The organism is Actinomyces wuliandei (assembly GCF_004010955.1).
GTDB lineage: Bacteria > Actinomycetota > Actinomycetes > Actinomycetales > Actinomycetaceae > Actinomyces > Actinomyces wuliandei.
Genome location: NZ_CP025227.1, coordinates 2,381,425 through 2,399,667, shown reverse-complemented (window position 1 = coordinate 2,399,667; position 18,243 = coordinate 2,381,425). Strand labels below are relative to the sequence as shown.

Genomic DNA, 18,243 nt, shown 5'->3' with positions numbered 1-18,243 from the left:
CCAAGAGGTGAGGTCAGCCATAATTCACCGCTGGCAGAAAGTGGCGGGCTGACGGTCCTCGTGTTGACCGACAGCCCTTCTGCTCCCGCTGCACCGTTTCCTGTAAACAGTGTCGTCTGCGCGGAAAACCCGTGGTCAGGCTGTGTTGGAAAGACTGGCGGAACGCTCTCATAGTTGTCAGCAATGTGACACTCGCTATGAACTCCCTCCTGTTTGGCGGGAGCGGTAGTGGCGGTATGGTCACGGCCGCAAGATGCCAGAACCCCTATTGACAGGAGACAGCGGCTCATGGCTGAGACAACCTTTATTTCGCGGCGCGGTATCACTTTTCTGGGAGCGGCCCTGCTTGCCTCACCCACTATCTCCCGGGTGCCGGCCGCGGCGGCCTCGGGGTCGGTCGGGGGGACGCAGTACGACACCCTCTACGACCTGCTGCGGGCCTCCAACCCGTCGGGGAGGGTCTGGACGCGGGGGGACGAGCTCGCCGACGACGGTGCTGGCGTCACCTACTCCGTGGAGTCGTCGCGGCCCTCGGGCAGGCTCGGGAACGTGTCGATGCGCCTTGCCAACGGCACGTGGGCGGTGCCGCAGAGCTTCTCCACCCAGCCCGCTCGCAGCGCGAGCACGACGGCGGCAGACGACCTGGTGTCGCGGGGGCAGAGCTTCGTCGACGCGGGTACCCGCCTGGGCTGGGACGGAAACGGCCTGACCCCGCTGACGGGACAGGTGGTCCACCAGGTCGCCTCGGAGCCCCACGCCGTGTCCTGCTCCACCTTTGTCGGCATGGCTGTCCTGGGCTGGGACTACCACCACACCACCTATGTGGCCGACCAGAACACCAAAGTGGGCTACTACGTCGACTTTGGTGACGGTTTTGAGACCTCCAGGGCGTGGTCGGCGAATAATCTTGCTAGTTGGTTCTATGCGCGTGGCGACGTGTGGCTGGACTCGGACGACCACTACGAGCGTGGTGACATCATGTTCTTTTCCGACCCGGACCGGAATGCGGCAACGGGGGGCGGCGTCGGCGCGCGGACCACATTCGGGAACGTCTACCACGCGGCTATCTATCTGGGGGAGGGAATGCTCATGCACTCCACAGGCGTGGCTGCCGGCCAGGGAGTTCACGTGTCAAAGATGTGGAACTTCCTCAAGGAGGACCTGAGCTTTGTGGCCCGCCCCGCCTGGAGCCGCCTTTAGAAGCGGTCAAAGAGGTGGTCCAGGGCCTCCTCCGCCTTCTCGGTCGCGCTGTCGGCCTCCTCTGTACCCGTGCCAGGACCAGCGGCAACCTGGGTGAGCACGGTACGTTCCTGGTGCAGCGCCTCCACTATCTGCCCCACCAGGTAGCTGCGCAGCACGGCCTGGCTGGCGGCGGCAAGGACAGTAAGGACAAGCAACGACGTCGTGAGGACCACGACGGTGACGGTGCGGCGGGCGTTCCTCATCCGGTCCCCTCAAGGCTGGTCCCGTCGTCGGTGCGGTAGCCGTGACCCTGCACGGTTCTGATCCGCACCTGGGAGCCTGCGGCAGCTCGCGCCCGTCATGCACGACGGCGTTGCGCTCCCGGCTGCTGCTGGGCGGCTAGTGAGCCCTGCCGAGGCAGCTGCTCCGGGTGCCCGCAATGGCGGCCTTCTGCACGCCGTGTGCGAACGTGAGGCACCGCAACAGGGATCGGTGGGGTTCCCCCGCCTCTCATCGACTACGGTGTGAGCATCAGACACGTGAAGGGATCCACCGCTGATGAGTGAATCGGGCCAGCAGCCTGGCCGAAAGACCCCGGACCTCCGGGGTGGGAAGAGCAAGAGGGGCGGTCGCGGCGGCCGTGACAGAAGGCGTCGTGGGGCGCTGGGCAACCCCCTGCTGTGGGTCGCCCCCATCATCCTGGTGGCCCTGCTGGTGTGGTCAGTAGCCTCCTCCCTGGGCGGCTACCGGGCGATCGACACCTCTGACGGCCTCGCCCTGCTCAAGGACAACCCGGGGATCATCGAGTCAGTGACTGTCATCGACGGCACGCAGCGCGTCGAGCTGGACCTGACCCAGAGCTACGTCCAGCAGCCCAAGCGGCAGGGTGAGTCGGAGCAGAACATGGGCGACAGGGTCCAGTTCACCTTCACCGACGCCCAGGCGGAGCAGGTGGACTCCCTGGTCCAGGACGCTGACCCCTCGGCAGGCTTCAACTCGGTGGTTCCCACCTCCTCCTGGTGGTCCTCCATGCTCCAGCTCCTGCTGCCCACCATGATCTTCCTGGGCCTTATGTGGTGGATGCTCACGCGCATGAGCGGGGGCCGGGGCGGCGCCATGGGCTTTGGCAGGTCCCGGGCAAAGGTCGGCTCCAAGGAGATGCCTGACGTCACCTTCGACGACGTCGCCGGGGAGGACGAGGCGGTCGAGGAGCTGGAGGAGATCCGTGAGTTCCTCTCCGAGCCGGACAAGTTCCGGGCCGTGGGGGCCAAGATCCCCAAGGGGGTCCTCCTCTACGGGCCTCCTGGGACCGGTAAGACCCTCCTGGCCAAGGCAGTGGCGGGGGAGGCGGGGGTGCCGTTCTTCTCCATGGCTGCCTCCGAGTTCGTCGAGATGTTCGTGGGCGTGGGTGCCAGCCGTGTGCGCGACCTGTTCGAGCAGGCCAAGGAGAACTCGCCTGCCATCATCTTCGTCGACGAGATCGACGCGGTGGGCCGTCACCGCGGCAGCGGCACCGGGGGAGGCCACGACGAGCGGGAGCAGACCCTCAACCAGCTCCTGGTGGAGATGGACGGCTTCGACGTCAACACCAACGTCATCCTCATCGCCGCCACCAACCGCCCCGACGTGCTGGACCCGGCCCTGCTGCGGCCCGGGCGCTTCGACCGGCAGGTCAGCGTCGAGGCCCCCGACATGAGCGGACGTGAGGCCATCCTCGCGGTCCACGCCAAGGGCAAGCCGCTGACCCCCGACGTCGACCTGGGGCTGGTGGCCAAGAGGACGCCGGGCTTCACCGGTGCCGACCTGGCCAACGTCCTCAACGAGGCGGCCCTGCTGACCGCACGGTCCAACGCCAACCTCATCGACAACCGCGCCCTGGACGAGGCCATCGACCGGGTGCTGGCGGGCCCCCAGAAGCGCACCCGGGTCATGAACGACCACGAGAAGCGCGTGACCGCCTACCACGAGGCCGGCCACGCCCTGTGCGCTGCGGCGGGAGCCTACTCCGACCCGGTCACCAAGGTGACCATCCTGCCGCGGGGCAAGGCCCTGGGCTACACCATGGTCATGCCCAGTGACGACAAGTACTCCACCACCCGCAACGAGCTGCTGGACCAGCTCGTCTACGCCATGGGAGGCCGGGCTGCGGAGGAGATCGTCTTCCGTGACCCCACCACCGGCGCCTCCAACGACATCGAGAAGGCCACGGCCACGGCCCGCAAGATGGTCACCGACTACGGCATGACGGCCGCCGTGGGGGCGGTCAAGCTGGGAACCACGGAGAACGAGACCGTCCTGGGGCTCAACGCCACCAGCCGGGACTTCTCTGAGGACGTGGCTGCCACCGTCGACGCGGAGGTGCGGGTGCTCCTGGACGCTGCCCACCGTGAGGCCTGGGAGATCCTCACCCGCAACCGGGCCGTCCTCGACGACCTGGCCAGCCAGCTCCTGGAGCGCGAGACACTCCTGGAGAAGGACCTGGAGAGGATCTTCGCCCCCGTGGTCAAACAGGCCGAGCGCCCCCTGTGGCGCAGCGACGAGAGCCTTGACTACGACGGTGCTGAGGATGTTGCAGGCGTTGCTCAGGGCGCTGGGGAGGCCTCCGACCCCAGGTAAGTGGGTCGGAGGAGGCCACGTCCTCAGGCGTCAGCGTCGTCTCCCGTCGGGCCGCTGGCGTCGTGCTCCCTGGCAGGGAAGGTGGCGGCGGACGAGCAACACAGGCCAGCAGGGTGTTGCGGTCTCCAAGTCGTTACGATGGGTTGGCCTGTGAGGCTGCACAGTTCCCGAGGAGGGGTCATGAGGCTGCTGCGTCGCGTCCTGCTGGGGGCGCTGAGGCCGTGGGTCGGGGAGGTGGGAGGATGAAAGCCAGTGTCTGCGGAACGGGCCTCTGCAGCGCAGAGGGGTTCTGTCGTCCAAGGATGCTGCCCGATCTCAAGGAGCGCCTGGGTGTGAAGCAGTGACGTGTGCGGGAGGGGAGGAAGTGCGTGCGGTCAGCGGGCTGAGCGGCCGCTACGAGGTTGTCGGCTGCGGTGAGGCTGGGAGCCCTCTTCCTCGGGCACGCGGTCAGCGTCCTTCCTCCTGTCCCTGGCCCACGTGACCAGAGGCCTGCCGCTCTGGTCTCGCATGAGTTCTACTCCTTGACTCTCTTCGAGATCTGGACCGAAGATGTCTGAGGATCCTTCGAAGGAGACTGGCGCCTCGAACACGGCCTGATTAAATGTGGGGTCATTCCGGAACTCCGCCAACCGAAATGAGGGGTTGCGTCCGCCGAACACGGCGTGGTCGAAGTCTGCCTCTCCCTCGAATCGGACAGGAGTCGGCTCGACCTGTCTCGTCCTGCCGTCGGCGTGCCCGTGCCGTCTGGGCGAGAACCACGCGTTCCCGCTGAAGAACGAGTACGCGAAGTGGGCGTCCCCCATGAAGTGGGCGCCACTAAAGGTGGCGTCTCCCTGAAAGCCTGCGACCAGGTCGTAGGAGCTGTTTTGCTCGGCAGCGTATGTTCCACCTGGAGGCTGCTTCCCCTTGGGGAGCGGGCCCGGCCCGAACCAGGCGTCTCTCCCGAACGTTGCCCCCGAGTAGTACGCAGAATCCAGGAAGGTGTAGTCGACGTAGCCGCTCTCGGACCTCTCCGCCCCGAAGAACGCATCGTCAGAGAATAGTGTTGAGGTGAACTCGGCCCGCCCCTGGAACAAGGCTCTCTCAAAGTGCGCTGAGCCGCTGAAGCGGGCCCCGGACATGTTTGTGGGCGTTGTGAACGTGGTCCCACAGAACATTGCCGACTTGTGGAACTCTGCGCCACGGAAGAGGGTGGGCTGATCAAAGCAGGCGCCACTCCAGACAGTGTCTTCCCTGAATATGCAGCGGCTGAAGTCGACGGGGTGGTGGAAGTGCGCTCCTTTGAGGTTCAGGCTGCAGCCTGACCAGCTGGGGCTGGCGTCCTTGCGGAAGTGGTCGGTAAGAGCGCGGACAATGAGCTCCTCGGTAAGCTCGTCGCCCTCGTGCCCGGCCCGCAGGTACTCGCACAGAGTGTCAACAGCGCGTTGTGCGAGCTGCCCAGGGTGGTCGTCGGCCAGGGTGACGAGATCGTGGACCCCTGCTGTCCGCTTGATCTGGCTGTCGGAAGAGAGGAGGTCGTAGGCTGCGGAGCGAGAGGCCTGCTCGTGCGTACGCTCTGCCAGCAGCTGCGACCGGTACCGAGTAGTGAGAAAAACCACTCCACCCAGTCCGCCGGTTGTGTCGGCGTTCTCCGTCTCGCCGACTGACCTGCAGGTGGCTACCGTCTGCCCGTACGCCCATGGTGAGAGCGAGGTGAATGCCTCCGTGGCTGGGCGCGAGACCGGCCGGTACTGATCCTGAGCGGAGTTGCCGCGTCGTGCCCGAACATGTCGCGTGGTGCGATTCCCGCTCCTTCTGCAGGTTCACCAGTGTGGGCATTGATCTGGTTGTTCGCCCTGTTCTCCTCAAGGGTCATGTAACGAACCTCGACGTTATCGGCGTAGCCGAATGCGGCACGCTGCATGGCCTGGACCCATGGGGTCTTGAGGAGCTTGTCTTCATTCGGAAGCGTGAAGCTCCCCGGGTCATTGGTGGCCAGGGACGCGTCGTCGGCACGGCTCGTGTCGTCCTCACCCAGGCAGCCAGTCAGGACCATGTAGCCTTCTGCCAGGCCGTCGCCACGGCGAGCGTGGAAGCCGCCCTCGGCGATGCGCACCTCAACCACCCCGAGCCCAAGAGGCTTGCCTAGGCCCATGCGCAGGTAGCCGACGGTATCGGGGCTGTTCTGTCCTTCCTGGCGCTCTGGCTCGGGGACCAGGTTCTCCGGTACGAGCACCCAGATGAGCGCGGCCAGCTCCTCCTTGCTGAGGCTGGTGAAGGAGATGGTGCACGTCAGAATGCTGCCAGCCTTCAGCCAGCTTCTGGCGGTCAGACGCACATCAGTATTGCTCTGGTCCCTGCCTGCCAGTGTGGGGGCTGCTGTCGCCTCCGTGGGGAAGGTGGTCTGGCCGAGGATCTTCCGGTGTACCGGGTAGGCGGCGGCTCCGAGGTGGTGGTTGGAGGAGAAGTAGCCCTCCCGTTTCAGCTGCCCCTGCTTCCCGGTCTCTGAGTTCCAGGTGCGCGGCGTGCGGCCTTCCTGGTCGGTAAGAAACCGCCGTGCAGATCCCAGCTTGGGAGCTAGCAGCGGGGAGAGCGTCTTAGCCTCCCGGCTGATGCGTGCTCGTGAGGTGTCAACGACACCGAAGGCCAGTCTTCCTCGCGCGGCGACGTCACCACCTCTCGCATCCTCTGTGGCGGAGGGGACGACGTAGCCGAAGAGCCGGTCTGCTGCGGAGGCCTCACGGGCACCGGAGAGCGGGAGCACCCGCTGGGTCGCGGCGAGGGTGTAAGGGCTGTTCCCGTAGGCGCGGCGGCCTATCATCGTCGGGACAACTTCCCTGACAACAGGCTGTCCAGAGCTCTCGTCAACCACGGCGAAGGCGAGATCCCCCACCTCCAGCCTTGCCTTTGAGGAGCCTCCCTCGTCCTCCTGGCCACCCTGCAGCGCACTGTGGGTGGCACGGTTCGGTGTGCGGGATCCTGCCCGGGGGTCGTTGTCCCACTGGTGCACGTAGCTCTGGACGACGGTGGCGTAGGCCTGGCTCACCTCTCTGGTGATCCGTACCCGGTGTGGTCCCTGGGGGGACACATCGAAGAAGAAACGCTCATCGTGCTTGCGAGGGAAGACGTCTCTGGGCCGCTTGCCGTCCGGGGTGGTTCTGCAGACGTACCCGGCCACATCTTCCATGGTGTCCACGATGGTCACCGAGTCCTTGATGCGGAACACCTCCCGAAAGCTTTCGCCATCACGGACATGAGTGACCTGCCAGTAGGCATACCTGGCTTCCTTCCTGGCTTCCTTGCCACGGTCGCCGTGCAGGCACAGGCTGAGGTGGCAGCGGACCTCCTTCCCGTGCGGAAACAGCCTCTCGAGCGCGCTGGTCCCGGCCCGGGGCTCCGCGTGCCCAGCGTTTCCGGCCTGAAGTGCCGCCGCGTACATCGTGGGGTAGACGATGGAGCCCTCGTGGTAGTCATTCATGACCCGGGTGTCCCCGTAGAACAGCTCGCCGATAAGGCCCTCATCGTCTGTCTCTGAGACACGGACCGGTACCAGGCCCAGGGCGCTGGCCGCGTCACCGCGGTAGGTCAGGGGCCCGGAGTGAGGCCTGTCTGGCTGCCTTCCTGCCTCCTCCTCAGGGGAGTACCCGAATATCCGGAACCGCGAGCAGGTCAGCGCCTCGTAGGCCCGGGAGATCATGCCCTTGACCATGGTCGGAGGCACGACGGGCTGGCCGTGGCTGTCCGCAGGCAGGCTGACTGTGCCGCCCTTCTGCTCACCAAAGACCAGCGGCGTCCGCACCGTCATCTCCAGGTCGATAGACCCGGACCAGCGCTCGGGCGCCAGGTGGTCGTGGCCGGGGGCGGGGTGGTCCGTGAACAGTTCGCGTGGCAGCACGCCTCTGTTCGCCAGCCGCTCGCCGGAGTCCCGCAGCACCGGGATGCGGTTGACCGCAGAGTGGAAGGGCTCAAAGTCATTCATCTCAGATCCACCTTCCGGTCATGAGCTCGTCGATGAAGACCGTGTTAGAGTACTTCTGCTCCTCGACAAAGACCTCGATACTTGTCATGGCGCCGTCCGTGGACGAGGGGTCCGCTCTGTGCTGGAGGTACGTGTTCTCTCGGAACCAGCAGGTCTCTTGCGTGCCTTCGGACGGTTGAGCGGTTGTGCTGGCACTGCCAGCGCTGATGGTGACCTCCACCGCGTCTGAGCCGTTGAGCCACCGCAGCTCACGGGCGAGCAGGCTGGCGCTGCCACGCATCGACTCGCTGAGCACCGTCCACAGGCGTAGCTCGTAGACTGTGCCCAGCGGCACCTCTGCGTCTGCTGCGTCTGGGCTGTGCGTTCCGCGCAGCGTGGCGTCAGCGCTCACCTCTTGCACCGCACGCGCACCGGCTGTGGTGTAGGCGATCCCCTGCCACTCCAGGCCTTCAGCGACGGTACCGGCGGCCCGGTCGAGAACCTTGTGGAGGGTACCCTGAGGGATCGGCGAGACCGTCCACCAGCCTCTGCGCAGAGGCGTACTCAGAAGGTGGTCATCCTGCTGTCTGGTCACTGCTGCCTCCTTCCGTCTCCTGTCCCGGCTCAACCAGGTAGGAGGACCAGCCGGTCAGGCCCTGGCTGTTTGCCTGGGGCTCGATCTTCTTGTTGACATCCTGCAGCCTGGTCAGCACCTGTCTGGCCAGGGACGAGGCGCCAGGGACGTCGTCGTCAGGAGCAGCGAGATCCCAGGGCAGGTCGTCAACGATGTCCTGCACGCCGCCGGTGCCCGACACACAGATACCGGTGACACGCACCTGCCCCATCCCGCGAGTGCTGCGGCTGCCCAGCGGCAGCGTCCCGGCGGCCAGCTCGGCGAGGGTCAGACCCAGTAGGCACCAGGCCGCCCGCTGCCGGCTGACCCTCGCCAGCTCAGAGCCATCGGATTGGTCAGGAGGACCGGGATGGCTGCCGGGACCGGGCTGGCCGTCGGCTCCTGACCGGCCCTCCGCCGCTTCCTCTCCTCCTGTTTCCAGCTGCCTGCCCAGAGCGTCAAGGTCTACTTCAAGGACAATATCGTTCCACCGGGTGCCGTCGTAAACCTTCTCACTGTAGAGGGCGCCACCTGCGGCGCCTCCGGTCCACCGGTCGCCCGCGTTGTGGGTCACTGTGCGGGGTGTCCCGTTCTCGCGGGCCTCGGTGTCCAAGACGGTGAGGGCGCCGCGGTGCTCGGTGCTGCCGAAGAGGTCCCTGACCAGAGGAGGGTCCTCAGCCAGCTGGGCGTGGATGTACATGCCCTGCCAGTCCTTCTCGTGGACCTCCTTGTGGGCCGCCAGGACCGTGCGGGCGATGCGTGAGGCCCGCGAGCGCAGGGCACCGCGCACCGAGGAGCCGGGCAGGACCAGCGGGTCGTCCTCTCCAGGGCCTGAGCGCAGCGGCACGGTTGGGGTGGTCTCTTCTACCTCGTCCTTGCGGTCGTCCCGCCTCCTGAGGGTCTTTCCGTCTCGTGTCCTGCTATCTCCCGGGCGTCCTGGGCTCGTGCCCGCCCTGCCCTCGGCTGGCTGGTCGTTCCGAGGGCCACTGACAGAGGGCTCCTCCGGTGGCGTGGCCACGAGAATCCCCGTCGGGCTGGTCCAGCAGATCTCGATACGCACCCGTGGGGAGGTTGTCGCTACCGCTCTCGCAGACTTCTCGACAGCCTCGGCGATGCGCCCAGTGATGTTCTCACCACCTGACAGCCAGCGGCGCAGGTCCTCACGGGATCCCAGCCTGGACCTGGTCAGGTGCCAGGCCCTGCCCGGGTGCTTTCCGCCTGCTCTCACCGTGGGCTTACTCGCCAGCTGCACCCGTCCCCAGCCCGCACCCTTGCGGCCACCAAAGGTGACCAGGCCTGCCTTGAGCAGTCCGAGGATGTCGGTGAGGAGGCTCTCCACCTGCGTCTCGGTCACCGCAGCCGGGTTCCAGGGGCGTGGAAGGCTGTCGTGGTGGGAGTCCAGCGGCATCTCCCCTGCCTGGGCGGTGATCCTCAGCTCCAGCAGCCGCCCTGCGGGCACGTACTCGTGCTGGAACAAGGCCGTGCTGCCTGCCGTGCCCCAGTAGCGGTCCACGGCGATACCTGTGCGAGTGGGTAGGTCTGCGGACTGCCCGGGTATGTCCGTCTCTGCCGTGCCCTCTCCTTCGCTGTCTGCCTCGCGGCTTCTGCTGCCTGCCTCATGGCTCCTGCTGGCCCTGCGGTCCGGAGCGCGCTGCGGCGTCGAGTCTGAGCCAGCTGGAACGCGGCTGGCGGCTTCCCCCAGGCTGACCGGGTGAAAGGTCAGGGCAGCGGCACGCAGCACCTCATTCTCCGCGCGGTCCGCCTTGTTGCGGGTTGTGGCACCCCACAGGAGGCGCTCCAGGGGCTCTCGCTCTGTTGTCCTGTGCCCGTCACCTGGTGACCCCGCTGAGCTGCTGGCCGCGTCGTCCGCGCCTGTGGCCGCGTCCTCGCAATGGCGCTGCCAGGCGGCGCGGAAGGCCCCCTTGACCGAGCGGCCGGTGAGCACAGGGCGGCCGCGCCCGTCACGGGCAAAGGCCCGGGGCACGCTGGTGCGGTCGTCCCGGCTGCGGTCCACCTCCTCGTCGATGCCGCCCGAGTGGAGCGGGGAGAGTGTCTCGACATAGACGGTCAGGTCGTAGCGGGTCACAGTCACTGGCTCTTCTCCGTCCTCGCAGTGGCGGTCTCAGACCTGGCGGTGTTGGTACCCGTAGAACTGGAACCCGCAGAAGCAGTAAAGGCTGCTGCACAAAGACGGGAGAGCCGCAGCTCCTTGTTCTTGCTTTCCAGCAGCCAGTGGTCGACGACAAAGCGTCCGAAGCCCTGGGCTGTCAGCTCGCCGACACCGGTCACCGACAGGCGGGTCAGCGCTGCCATGGCGGCCTTCTCGTCAGCGTCCTCGGCAGGGCTCACCTTGAGGACGGAGCCCGCCTGGATGGCCGTGCGGGTGGCTCGCGGCTGCTTGTCCGCAGCCGCCCAGGAGTCCACGCGCCGGTGGCGCACACCTGCGGAGAAACGGCTCCTGTCACGGTCGTCACGACAGCCCTCGTCAGCCAGCCTGACCCTTGCTCCGGCCCTCCTCAGCGCAGTGAGCAGATCCCTGAGCCTGCCGCCCGGCCCCAGCGCGGGGGAGCGGACCAGGACGTCGGAGGTGAACCACAGCGTGGTCCACAGACGGGTCCCTGCGGCCTCCTTGGACCAGGTGGCTTGTGGAGGCTCGACCGGGTCGAAGCCGCCCAGGTGGCACGTGGCCCGCCCGTAGGTCCCGCTCAGGCGCCACGACCCAATACGTTCGGGGAAGGACTCCTGTGGGAACGCGTCTGGCAGGTGGTTCTGGACCTCACGGTAGAGGCGCTCGCTCATGGTGACGGTGGCCCGCATGCGCAGGCCCTCGGGCAGTGCACGGACCAGGAAGAGCTGGCCCTCGCCAGCGGCACCCGTGAGCGGGTCCAGGGCGATGGACTGACGGCCCACGAGGGCTGGGGCGCCGATGGCACCAATGACGTCGTCGGTCCGGGAGACTGCCTGCGGATCAGGGGAGGGGCGGGCGGGAGACCCTCCGGGAAGGTCAGGAAGAAAGAGGTAGCCGGAGCGGATCGGCGTGTGCACGTCCGGCGGCTCAGGTGCGAGCAGGCGGTTGGTCACGTGGAGCAGCCTGCTCTCCTGTGCAGCACCGGTAGTCCCACTCTGGCCGGCCTCCTCCGTACCGGTGGCCTCCGCGAGAACCGCAGGGGGCGTCTCACCTGGGGTGTCTCGCTCGATCTTGGGCCTGGACAGGACCAGCGGGACAGGTAGCCCAAGTATGTCGTCAACCACCGCCCGGGCGTCGGAGACCAGAAGGTCACCGGTCACGACGGCGTCACGCACGAGCGGGCTGTCCAGCTTCTGGCGCAGCCTGCGGTGCACCAGGGGGAGCAGGGCCGTGCCGCGCAGAAAGTCCAGGGAGCGCACCTCGTTGAACATGGGTGTCTCGTAGGAGATGACCGGCGTGTCAAGGGTAATGTCGAGGTTGGCTTGGCGGTAGGTCGTCTCCGGCGGGGCGCCCTCTGCCGAGGCGCGTACGTCCTTGTCCTGACGGTGTTGCAGGCCCCTCCCGGGCAGGTGCGGGGTGCTCGCCAGACGCTGCGCGTCGTCGCCTCGGGGTGCTGGGACCTGCGGGGCGGTCTGGGCCCACTTCTCCCGCAGCCAGGCACGGCACTGGGTTCTCACCTCCCGAGCCTGTCTCTGTGCCCGCTTCTGGACCAGGTCAGGAGCCCCGTCCTCGATCTCCTCACCGAGGAGCACAGTGCACTCCCCGTCGCCGTCGGTGCGGTGGGAGCCGATGGCGCGCACCAGCAGTGCTGACAGTGTCAGGACGAGCCGGGCCGCCCGGCGCTGCTGGCCGTCCCAGGTGATGGGGCGCCCGTGCGGGTCGATGGAGACCAGCTCGACCTGGCCGCTCAGGGTGCAGGCGCGGGCTCTCTCAAGGAACCTCAGGTGGTCCTCCTCGGCCGCGCCCGTCCTGTCGTCGATCTTCAGGGACACCACCTCGTGGACCATGTCCTCGCTCAGTTCGCCGCCTGTGGAGGGGTCGCGGGCGATAGCGGCATCAGAGAAGGTGACCAGCCGTGGGTTCTCGTTCGTCCCGAACAGCGCCTCGGTGAAACGGCGCCAGCCGCCCTTTTGAGGGGCGTCTTCCGGAGTGTCGGCGGCGTCGAGCGCCTGGGCGACGAGCGCGGCCTGCTCACGGACCGCCCCAGCCAGCACGGTGCCGCGGACCACGGGCAGGCCCCGCCTGTCCCGCTCGATGACGGAACGGACACCTCCTGCTACCCCGGTGCCGGTGCCCACACCCCAGTCGGAGGCGAAGACCACCGAGAGGGGGAACGAGAGGGGAACATCGTGGATCTCGTCCGTGGGCACGGGTGGCTCCTGGACAGATGCCCCGGCGTTGGAGCCCATGCCTGTGCTCATACCTGGCTCGCTCATACCTGGCTCTCCTCGAAGGCTGGGGCCATAGGGTCGTGGTGGTCTGCCGTGGCTGACCTGCCCAGGTAGCTGTCTGGCAGCAGGTCGGCCAGCTCCAGGAGGTCGAACAAGGCCTCCTTCCTGCCGCCGATCCTTTCGATCAGTCTGGGGCAGTCACGAGCCTTCCTGGCCGCCTCCCACTCTCTTTCCGCCGTGCGCTCCAACCTCTTGCGTCGGCCCTGCTCGTTAGCGAGCCTGGCTTGGGCGGCGTCGGAGAGGTAGCGGCGGATACGGACGGCCCGGGTCCGGGGGAAGACGACCTTCTCCCGGGCTCCGGGAGACGTGGCGGAGGCCCTGTAACGGTGGCGCTCGTCGTTCTCTTCCTCCACACCCTCCTTGAAGACCCTGACCCGCTGGCAGACATCGGTCCAGGAGATGTGCGCGGCGGTGTCCTGGCCTGCTCCGGGTGAGGCGGTGCTTACGGGCGGGGCTGCAGGGCTGCGCCGCTCCCCGTCGTCCTTATCCGTGAGAAGCCAGGGGCGGGTGGTGAAGGAGGAGTAGGCGTCCAGGGCCTGGTCGGCGTCCAGGACGGTGGAGTCGAGCAGGGCGTGGTAGGTCAGGACCGACCGTGCCGGTACTTGGGACTTGGCGACCGTCTTGGCCCGGGTGACAAGCTTCTCGGCCAGGTCGTAGGCGGTGTGGAAGGGGAAACCGTTGCGTGTGATGACGACTCCTGCCGCTGCGGTCAGGGCGCCTGGAGAGGCAGGTTGCTGCTCCTGGCTGGTGTCCGGTCGCGAGCGCGCGCCTGTGGGACCATCCGCGTCCACGTCATGGAGGTAGCAGAGCAGCGGGTCGTCTCGCGTCCCCTCCTCGTAGCGACGGAGGTAGGAGTCCGCGAAGGGCAGGGCGTAGTCGCCGCTGGCGATGACGGTGACGTCGTCGCCGCCCAGGATGACGGGGACGACTGGTACTGCGGTAGGCGCTCGGCCCGCCGCCGCTGCGTCCTGCTCGGCCCATCCGGCGACGTCCGCCCAGGCGCCAGCGAAGGCCTCCATGACCGTGTTGTTCAGCCGCTTGCTGACCTCAAGTACGAAGCGGCGCAAGGCGTCCGGGTCGTCATTTGTGCAGTCGACCGCCCTCTCGAGCTTCTCGGGAGGGACCTGGCCAAGTGCCCTGTCCAGGTCCCGCATGATCGCGCCCACGCCGTTGCCGTCAATGTGGATGACGGCAACTCTTGGCAGGGCGCGCCGCCAGTTGGAGGTCTGTGCTTCCGGTCCTTCCGAGACGCTGCTGCCCGAGGTGGCGCGTGTGCCGGACGTGCCTGAGCCAGGCGGGCTGGAGCGGCGTGAGTTGGCCTGGAGCAGGTCCTCAAGGCGGCGAACACCCGTGTCGTCCTTAGCCTCTCCTGTACCGCTGGCGGTGTTGCCCGGGCTGCCGCTTCCCTGGCCGTCGAGGAGGAAGGCTGCCCTCAGCTTCTTCTCCAGCATGCGCTGGTCGCGTGAGAGCCGCTCCCTGGCAGCGGCGAGGTCGCCCTCTCTCTGGCACGCGAGGTCGATGAGCTCCTTGCGGGACCAGTAGGCCTGGTACCTCTTGACCCGAGACTCCAGGGACAGCGGCGCCTCCCGGTCGTCCCTCGACTCGTCGCCGACGCCGAGCGGGGGCGCGGCGGGCAGCACGGAGTCCTCCGCCTGGGCCAGGAAGGGCATCCGGCTGAAGCGGGCGCTCGTGGGAGGGCGGACCAGGGCGTACCGGGCCGCCTCGGCATGGATCGTCTTGAGGTCCTCCGCAGTGACGTGGTCCCCGCGCATCTCGACGAAGACTCCCGAGACGTCGATGCCGGGCGCTTCCTCAAAGGCCTTGCGGGTCACGTGGCGGACAACCGTGCGCGCCTGCTCCTTCTCGTCCACCCTGAGGATGACCTTGCCGGAGGCCCGGGACACCCACTGCGTGCTGAGGCCGGAGGAGTCGTCCTGTGGGCGCGGGTGCGCCTTCTCCCACCCGTCGGCCACGTTGGTGGTCGTGAGCGCGTCCTCGACCCAGCCTGGCAGCCGCGTCAGCTGGGCGGAGGCGCCGATGTTCTCCCGCAGGCGCGGGGAGGAGAAGATGTAGCGCTGGTTGCTGTTGGTCTCCAGCATGACAAGGTACATGGGGCTCCTCCAGGGCCAGCGGCAGATCCGGGGACGCGGCAGGTCACCACAGTGTGACACAGCCTGACGAGGCGTGGGGCTAATTTGGTCCGCCTAAATCAAAGGCTGGGAGGCCAGTGGTGTCCCAGTCGGTGCCGGGGTGTGGGCGCGGAGGAGGGGAGTGGGGTAGCATCACAGTTGTATGACGGATGTCGCCGCCGCAGTGAGATGACGCAGTTGCGTGGCGGTATCGTGACAGTACCGGCAGCCTGGCTGTGCTGGTGCCCTTGCCGCGTTGGCTGCCTGCGTCCGCAGGGCTCCCGCCGCCCGTGAGGCAGCCAGACTTGGGTGCCTGGTGAGGCGGCCGGGACGTGACAGAACCAGTCGTAGGAGAGGCCGTGACTATTATAATCCACCCCGTTGGCGACGGAGACCTCAATAACGATATTGTGCAACTTAGTTTGCGCGAGCGGGGCGAGGAGCGCCAGAGGCTGCTGGGTGGGCTGCAGGAGCAGGCTGACAGCCTTCTCGGCGCCGAGGTGCCGGGAACATCCGCGGACATGGCCCGCGTGGCTGGCCTCGTGCTGGACGCGCCTCCAGGTGCCCGGTTCAGCGAGAGGCCGCTCGCTCCCGTCCTGCGGTCGCAAGCCCGGCAGGACAAGCAGGTCACGGTGCTTCTGGTCGGGACCTCGGGTGGGCGCGAGGGAACCCCGACGGAACCTATTGCCGAGCTGATGGAGAAGATTCTGTGCTCTGACGCTGGTCGGGAGGGGATCAGGCAGAGGCTGGGGCAGGACGTCAGCATCCGGGCTGAGCGCGTGACGTGCGCGGGTCTGGAGGAGAAGGAGGACGTCCTGGTGGTCCAGGAGGGTCTGAGCCGCCTCGACCCCTCGGAGAAGGTCGTTATCAACGGGGTGTCAGGGGCGACGACGCTGGTCTTCGCGATCATGGGCGCTGCCGACATGCTTGGCCGGGACTGGTGTCTCGCCGCGGCCCCAGGGGCGGGGGAGAACAAGGGGGCAGAACCGTTCGTCCTGCGGTTCCCCTCCAGGGAAGTAGCACCGTTCTACTGGCTGCGCTCACTGGGCTACCTTGAGGAGGCGCAGCGCTGCCCGGGCCAGGGGCCTGCGGATGACTCCTACTGGCAGCTGGCGGAGGTCCTGCGCCACTACCAGAGCTCGCCCTGCAGGCTGGGAGAGGAGGGGCTGGCGACGATCGCCCGCCTGTCTATGGCTCGGGCGGACACCAGCGCCAGCCTGGCGCTGAGGGCCTGGGCGCGTGAGCACTACAGGACCCTTCGCAAGGAGGAGGAGGATCGGGGGGAAGCCTCTGGGGAGGATCTGTTCCTGAACCTGCCCAACAAGAATAAGCAGGAGTGTGCGGCGGGGAAGGCGGCTAAGAAGGCAAAAAAATGGGAGCTGACGCTGGGGGAGGCGATCGGGGAGGCGGAGAAGCAGGTGGAGGAGAAAAGGCGAGAAGGGCGACCATGCCCCGGTTCCGTCCTGTGGCTCAGCCAGCAGAGGTGTCTCAATGAGATTGGTACCACTACCCACAGCGCAGGAGTTCCCTCAGGTGGCGACATCGAGTATATCGACAGCAAGAAGGAGCTGCCTGGGCGGCTTCCCTCCTGGATCTCCCGTCCGGGACCTGAGCCGGTCCTCTACACTGTCCCCTGTGGCAGCGGGGCTGCCATCGATGACCGTCTGACGTTACCTGAGCGCGTTCTGACATGCCCCCCGGAGGACAGAATTTGGCGGGCCGTGCCGGGCGGTATGCTGAGCGACCGGGTTCCGTTGCCGGTCATGTTCCTCCTGCTTCACTCCTCCCTCGAAGAGTCGCAGAAGATGGCCTCCAGGATTGCTGAGAGAGCCCGTTCGGCCTGTCGGCATAAGGATTGGCGTGCCGATGATCGGAGCCTTGTGGAGCGCCGCTGCTACGGTGCAGGAAAAGCACAGGAGCACGAGTGCCCGGCAGCGGTCCTGGAGCGCGCTCAGCGCTGTATGGAGACGGCCCTGGAGGAGAAGGGCCCGGCTGCGGTCGTGATCGTGGGGACCGGACAGAAGCAGGCTGTGTACGGGGCGCTGGGGGCGGCCCAGGAGTGGTGCGCGACCCATGCTGTCCCCCTGTTCCTGCAGACCTTCATCGACGAGAGCCGTGATGGCGCCGGTGCAAGGAGGGCCGGGGAGGAATGCGGCAGACTTACGGCCCAGCTCCACCGTATTGCCCTGCACCGCGACGCAGAGCAGGCCCTGTGCCAGGCGGCGCTGACCAGCCTGCGCAGCCTCAACCTTGTCACCGCCGTCAGGGTCCTCAGCGCCGGGGACAGCCGCATGACCGGGCTGGCGGAGGAGTGCGACAGCCTGCGTCAGGACTACCAGGCCGCCACGGCTGCCAAGGACCGCGACCGCCATGCAGGCGTCATCCTTGACGTGCTCAGGGTTGTCTCCTGCCTGGCACGGGGTGCCGCCACGGCCAGCCAGGACCAGGACCTGGCGCGCCTGCTTGTCGTCGCCGCAGAGATCAGCAGACCGAAAAAGAACAGGAAAAAGGGTACAAGCCTTCTCCACGAGGGTCCTTGCTGCCTGTCAGCCAAGGGTGGTTCTGGTCGGCTTGAGCTGAACACCCTTGGAAGAGGAGACCTGAAAGAGCTCCTTTATGAGGCGCGCAACCGGGTGGTGATTACCCACGGGAAGAACACGGTTGCGACCGCCCTTGAGGAAGCCTGCGCGGCTAAGGGCGTGAGTGCGACGCGCTCTTTGAGCGAGCTCCTGGAGCGGTTCGTTGAGGTGCTGGAGCAGGATGCTGGGCATGCCGGGACGGGCAAAGGGCCCGGGGCGCTCAACGTGGACATCAGCTCCGACTGGAAGCGCCGGTTTGATGGCCTGGTGCGCAGGCTGCAGGGTTCCTGAGACGGGACACGCACGGGGCTGCCCCGGCACCTGTCTCGGTGCAGGGCGCGGAGCACTTGCTGTGTCCCCCTGCCGTCCTGCGACGACGTGGTACCGGCCTCGGCTCCTCACAGTGGGGGTCTGGTAGGCGGTCGATGGGCCGTCAGCCAAGGTGGTCCCCTCTGCGTCTTGTGGTGGGGTCCTGTGACGGGGTGAAAGTGCTCTGCTCGCCTGGGACGGTTGTCGTGGGCGGCTCCGTCTAGGCGGGGCCGTGCGAGGTGGGTGGGCGCGGGTCGTGCCAGGGCTGAAGGCCCTTTGCCCGCCGACGGGTAGGTTCTAGGCGGTGGGCGGGGTCGCGCCAGGGACGTCGTGCGTCTCCCGCAGGTTGCTCGGGTTGTTTTGCATGCTTTCTGCTGCGGCCTCTGCGGGCCTGCTGGTGCTAGCTGCGCGCTCTTGCACGCCCACCTTGTTGCGCACGAGGTAGAAACGGCGTAATAG

At 67.2% G+C, this 18,243-nt stretch carries 10 protein-coding genes; 3 read left to right on the top strand and 7 right to left on the bottom strand.

Annotated features, from left to right (window positions below; genetic code table 11):
* Positions 1-288: 288 nt before the first annotated feature.
* Positions 289-1,200 (top strand): NlpC/P60 family protein, encoded by a 912-nt coding sequence (locus tag CWS50_RS09950; protein ID WP_127842668.1) that lies wholly within the window; start codon positions 289-291, stop codon positions 1,198-1,200.
* On the opposite strand, the gene CWS50_RS09945 is transcribed toward CWS50_RS09950, so the two are convergent.
* Positions 1,197-1,445, bottom strand: a complete 249-nt coding sequence (locus tag CWS50_RS09945) for a hypothetical protein (RefSeq protein ID WP_127842667.1) — start codon at positions 1,443-1,445, stop codon at positions 1,197-1,199. The two genes, CWS50_RS09950 and CWS50_RS09945, sit on opposite strands and share 4 nt — an antisense overlap.
* Before the next feature lie 295 nt (positions 1,446-1,740).
* On the opposite strand from CWS50_RS09945, the gene ftsH reads away from it, so the two are divergent.
* The gene (gene ftsH / locus CWS50_RS09940) at positions 1,741-3,798 is read left to right on the top strand and encodes an ATP-dependent zinc metalloprotease FtsH (RefSeq protein ID WP_127842666.1); all 2,058 of its coding nucleotides are present in this window, start codon (positions 1,741-1,743) and stop codon (positions 3,796-3,798) included.
* A 374-nt stretch (positions 3,799-4,172) separates the two neighbouring features.
* Here the strand turns inward: ftsH and CWS50_RS09935 are convergent, their stop codons facing one another.
* From CWS50_RS09935 to CWS50_RS09910, 6 genes are read right to left on the bottom strand one after another with little or no spacing between them, the layout of a single operon-like run.
* Positions 4,173-5,396 carry a pentapeptide repeat-containing protein gene (locus tag CWS50_RS09935; protein WP_127842665.1) on the bottom strand — a complete coding sequence of 408 codons (1,224 nt, stop codon included), beginning with the start codon at positions 5,394-5,396 and terminating at the stop codon, positions 4,173-4,175.
* A gap of 59 nt (positions 5,397-5,455) precedes the next feature.
* Positions 5,456-7,756, bottom strand: a complete 2,301-nt coding sequence (locus CWS50_RS09930; RefSeq protein ID WP_127842664.1) for a hypothetical protein — start codon at positions 7,754-7,756, stop codon at positions 5,456-5,458.
* A 1-nt stretch (position 7,757) separates the two neighbouring features.
* On the bottom strand, positions 7,758-8,330 hold the full coding sequence (locus tag CWS50_RS09925) for a hypothetical protein (protein WP_127842663.1): 573 nt from the start codon (positions 8,328-8,330) through the stop codon (positions 7,758-7,760).
* On the bottom strand, positions 8,311-10,440 hold the full coding sequence (locus CWS50_RS09920) for an RAMP superfamily CRISPR-associated protein (RefSeq protein WP_127842662.1): 2,130 nt from the start codon (positions 10,438-10,440) through the stop codon (positions 8,311-8,313). The genes CWS50_RS09925 and CWS50_RS09920 overlap by 20 nt, the downstream gene beginning before the upstream one ends.
* Positions 10,437-12,752, bottom strand: a complete 2,316-nt coding sequence (locus CWS50_RS09915; protein ID WP_127842661.1) for an RAMP superfamily CRISPR-associated protein — start codon at positions 12,750-12,752, stop codon at positions 10,437-10,439. The genes CWS50_RS09920 and CWS50_RS09915 overlap by 4 nt, the downstream gene beginning before the upstream one ends.
* A complete protein-coding gene (locus CWS50_RS09910; RefSeq protein WP_127842660.1) occupies positions 12,749-14,878 on the bottom strand; it encodes a hypothetical protein in 2,130 nt (709 codons plus the stop codon). Before CWS50_RS09910 ends, CWS50_RS09915 begins: the two co-directional genes overlap by 4 nt.
* 377 nt (positions 14,879-15,255) lie before the next feature.
* Here CWS50_RS09910 and CWS50_RS09905 point away from each other — a divergent pair, with 377 nt between their 5' ends.
* Positions 15,256-17,766 carry a hypothetical protein gene (locus tag CWS50_RS09905; protein WP_127842659.1) on the top strand — a complete coding sequence of 837 codons (2,511 nt, stop codon included), beginning with the start codon at positions 15,256-15,258 and terminating at the stop codon, positions 17,764-17,766.
* Positions 17,767-18,243: the final 477 nt, after the last annotated feature.

Bases quoted from the DNA above. Each gene is read 5' to 3' on its own strand.
- CWS50_RS09950 (WP_127842668.1), top strand. From the start codon at position 289: ATGGCTGAGACAACCTTTATTTCGCGGCGCGGTATCACTTTTCTGGGA.
- CWS50_RS09945 (WP_127842667.1), bottom strand. From the start codon at position 1,445: ATGAGGAACGCCCGCCGCACCGTCACCGTCGTGGTCCTCACGACGTCG.
- ftsH (WP_127842666.1), top strand. From the start codon at position 1,741: ATGAGTGAATCGGGCCAGCAGCCTGGCCGAAAGACCCCGGACCTCCGG.
- CWS50_RS09930 (WP_127842664.1), bottom strand. From the start codon at position 7,756: ATGAATGACTTTGAGCCCTTCCACTCTGCGGTCAACCGCATCCCGGTG.
- CWS50_RS09915 (WP_127842661.1), bottom strand. From the start codon at position 12,752: ATGAGCGAGCCAGGTATGAGCACAGGCATGGGCTCCAACGCCGGGGCA.
- CWS50_RS09910 (WP_127842660.1), bottom strand. From the start codon at position 14,878: ATGTACCTTGTCATGCTGGAGACCAACAGCAACCAGCGCTACATCTTC.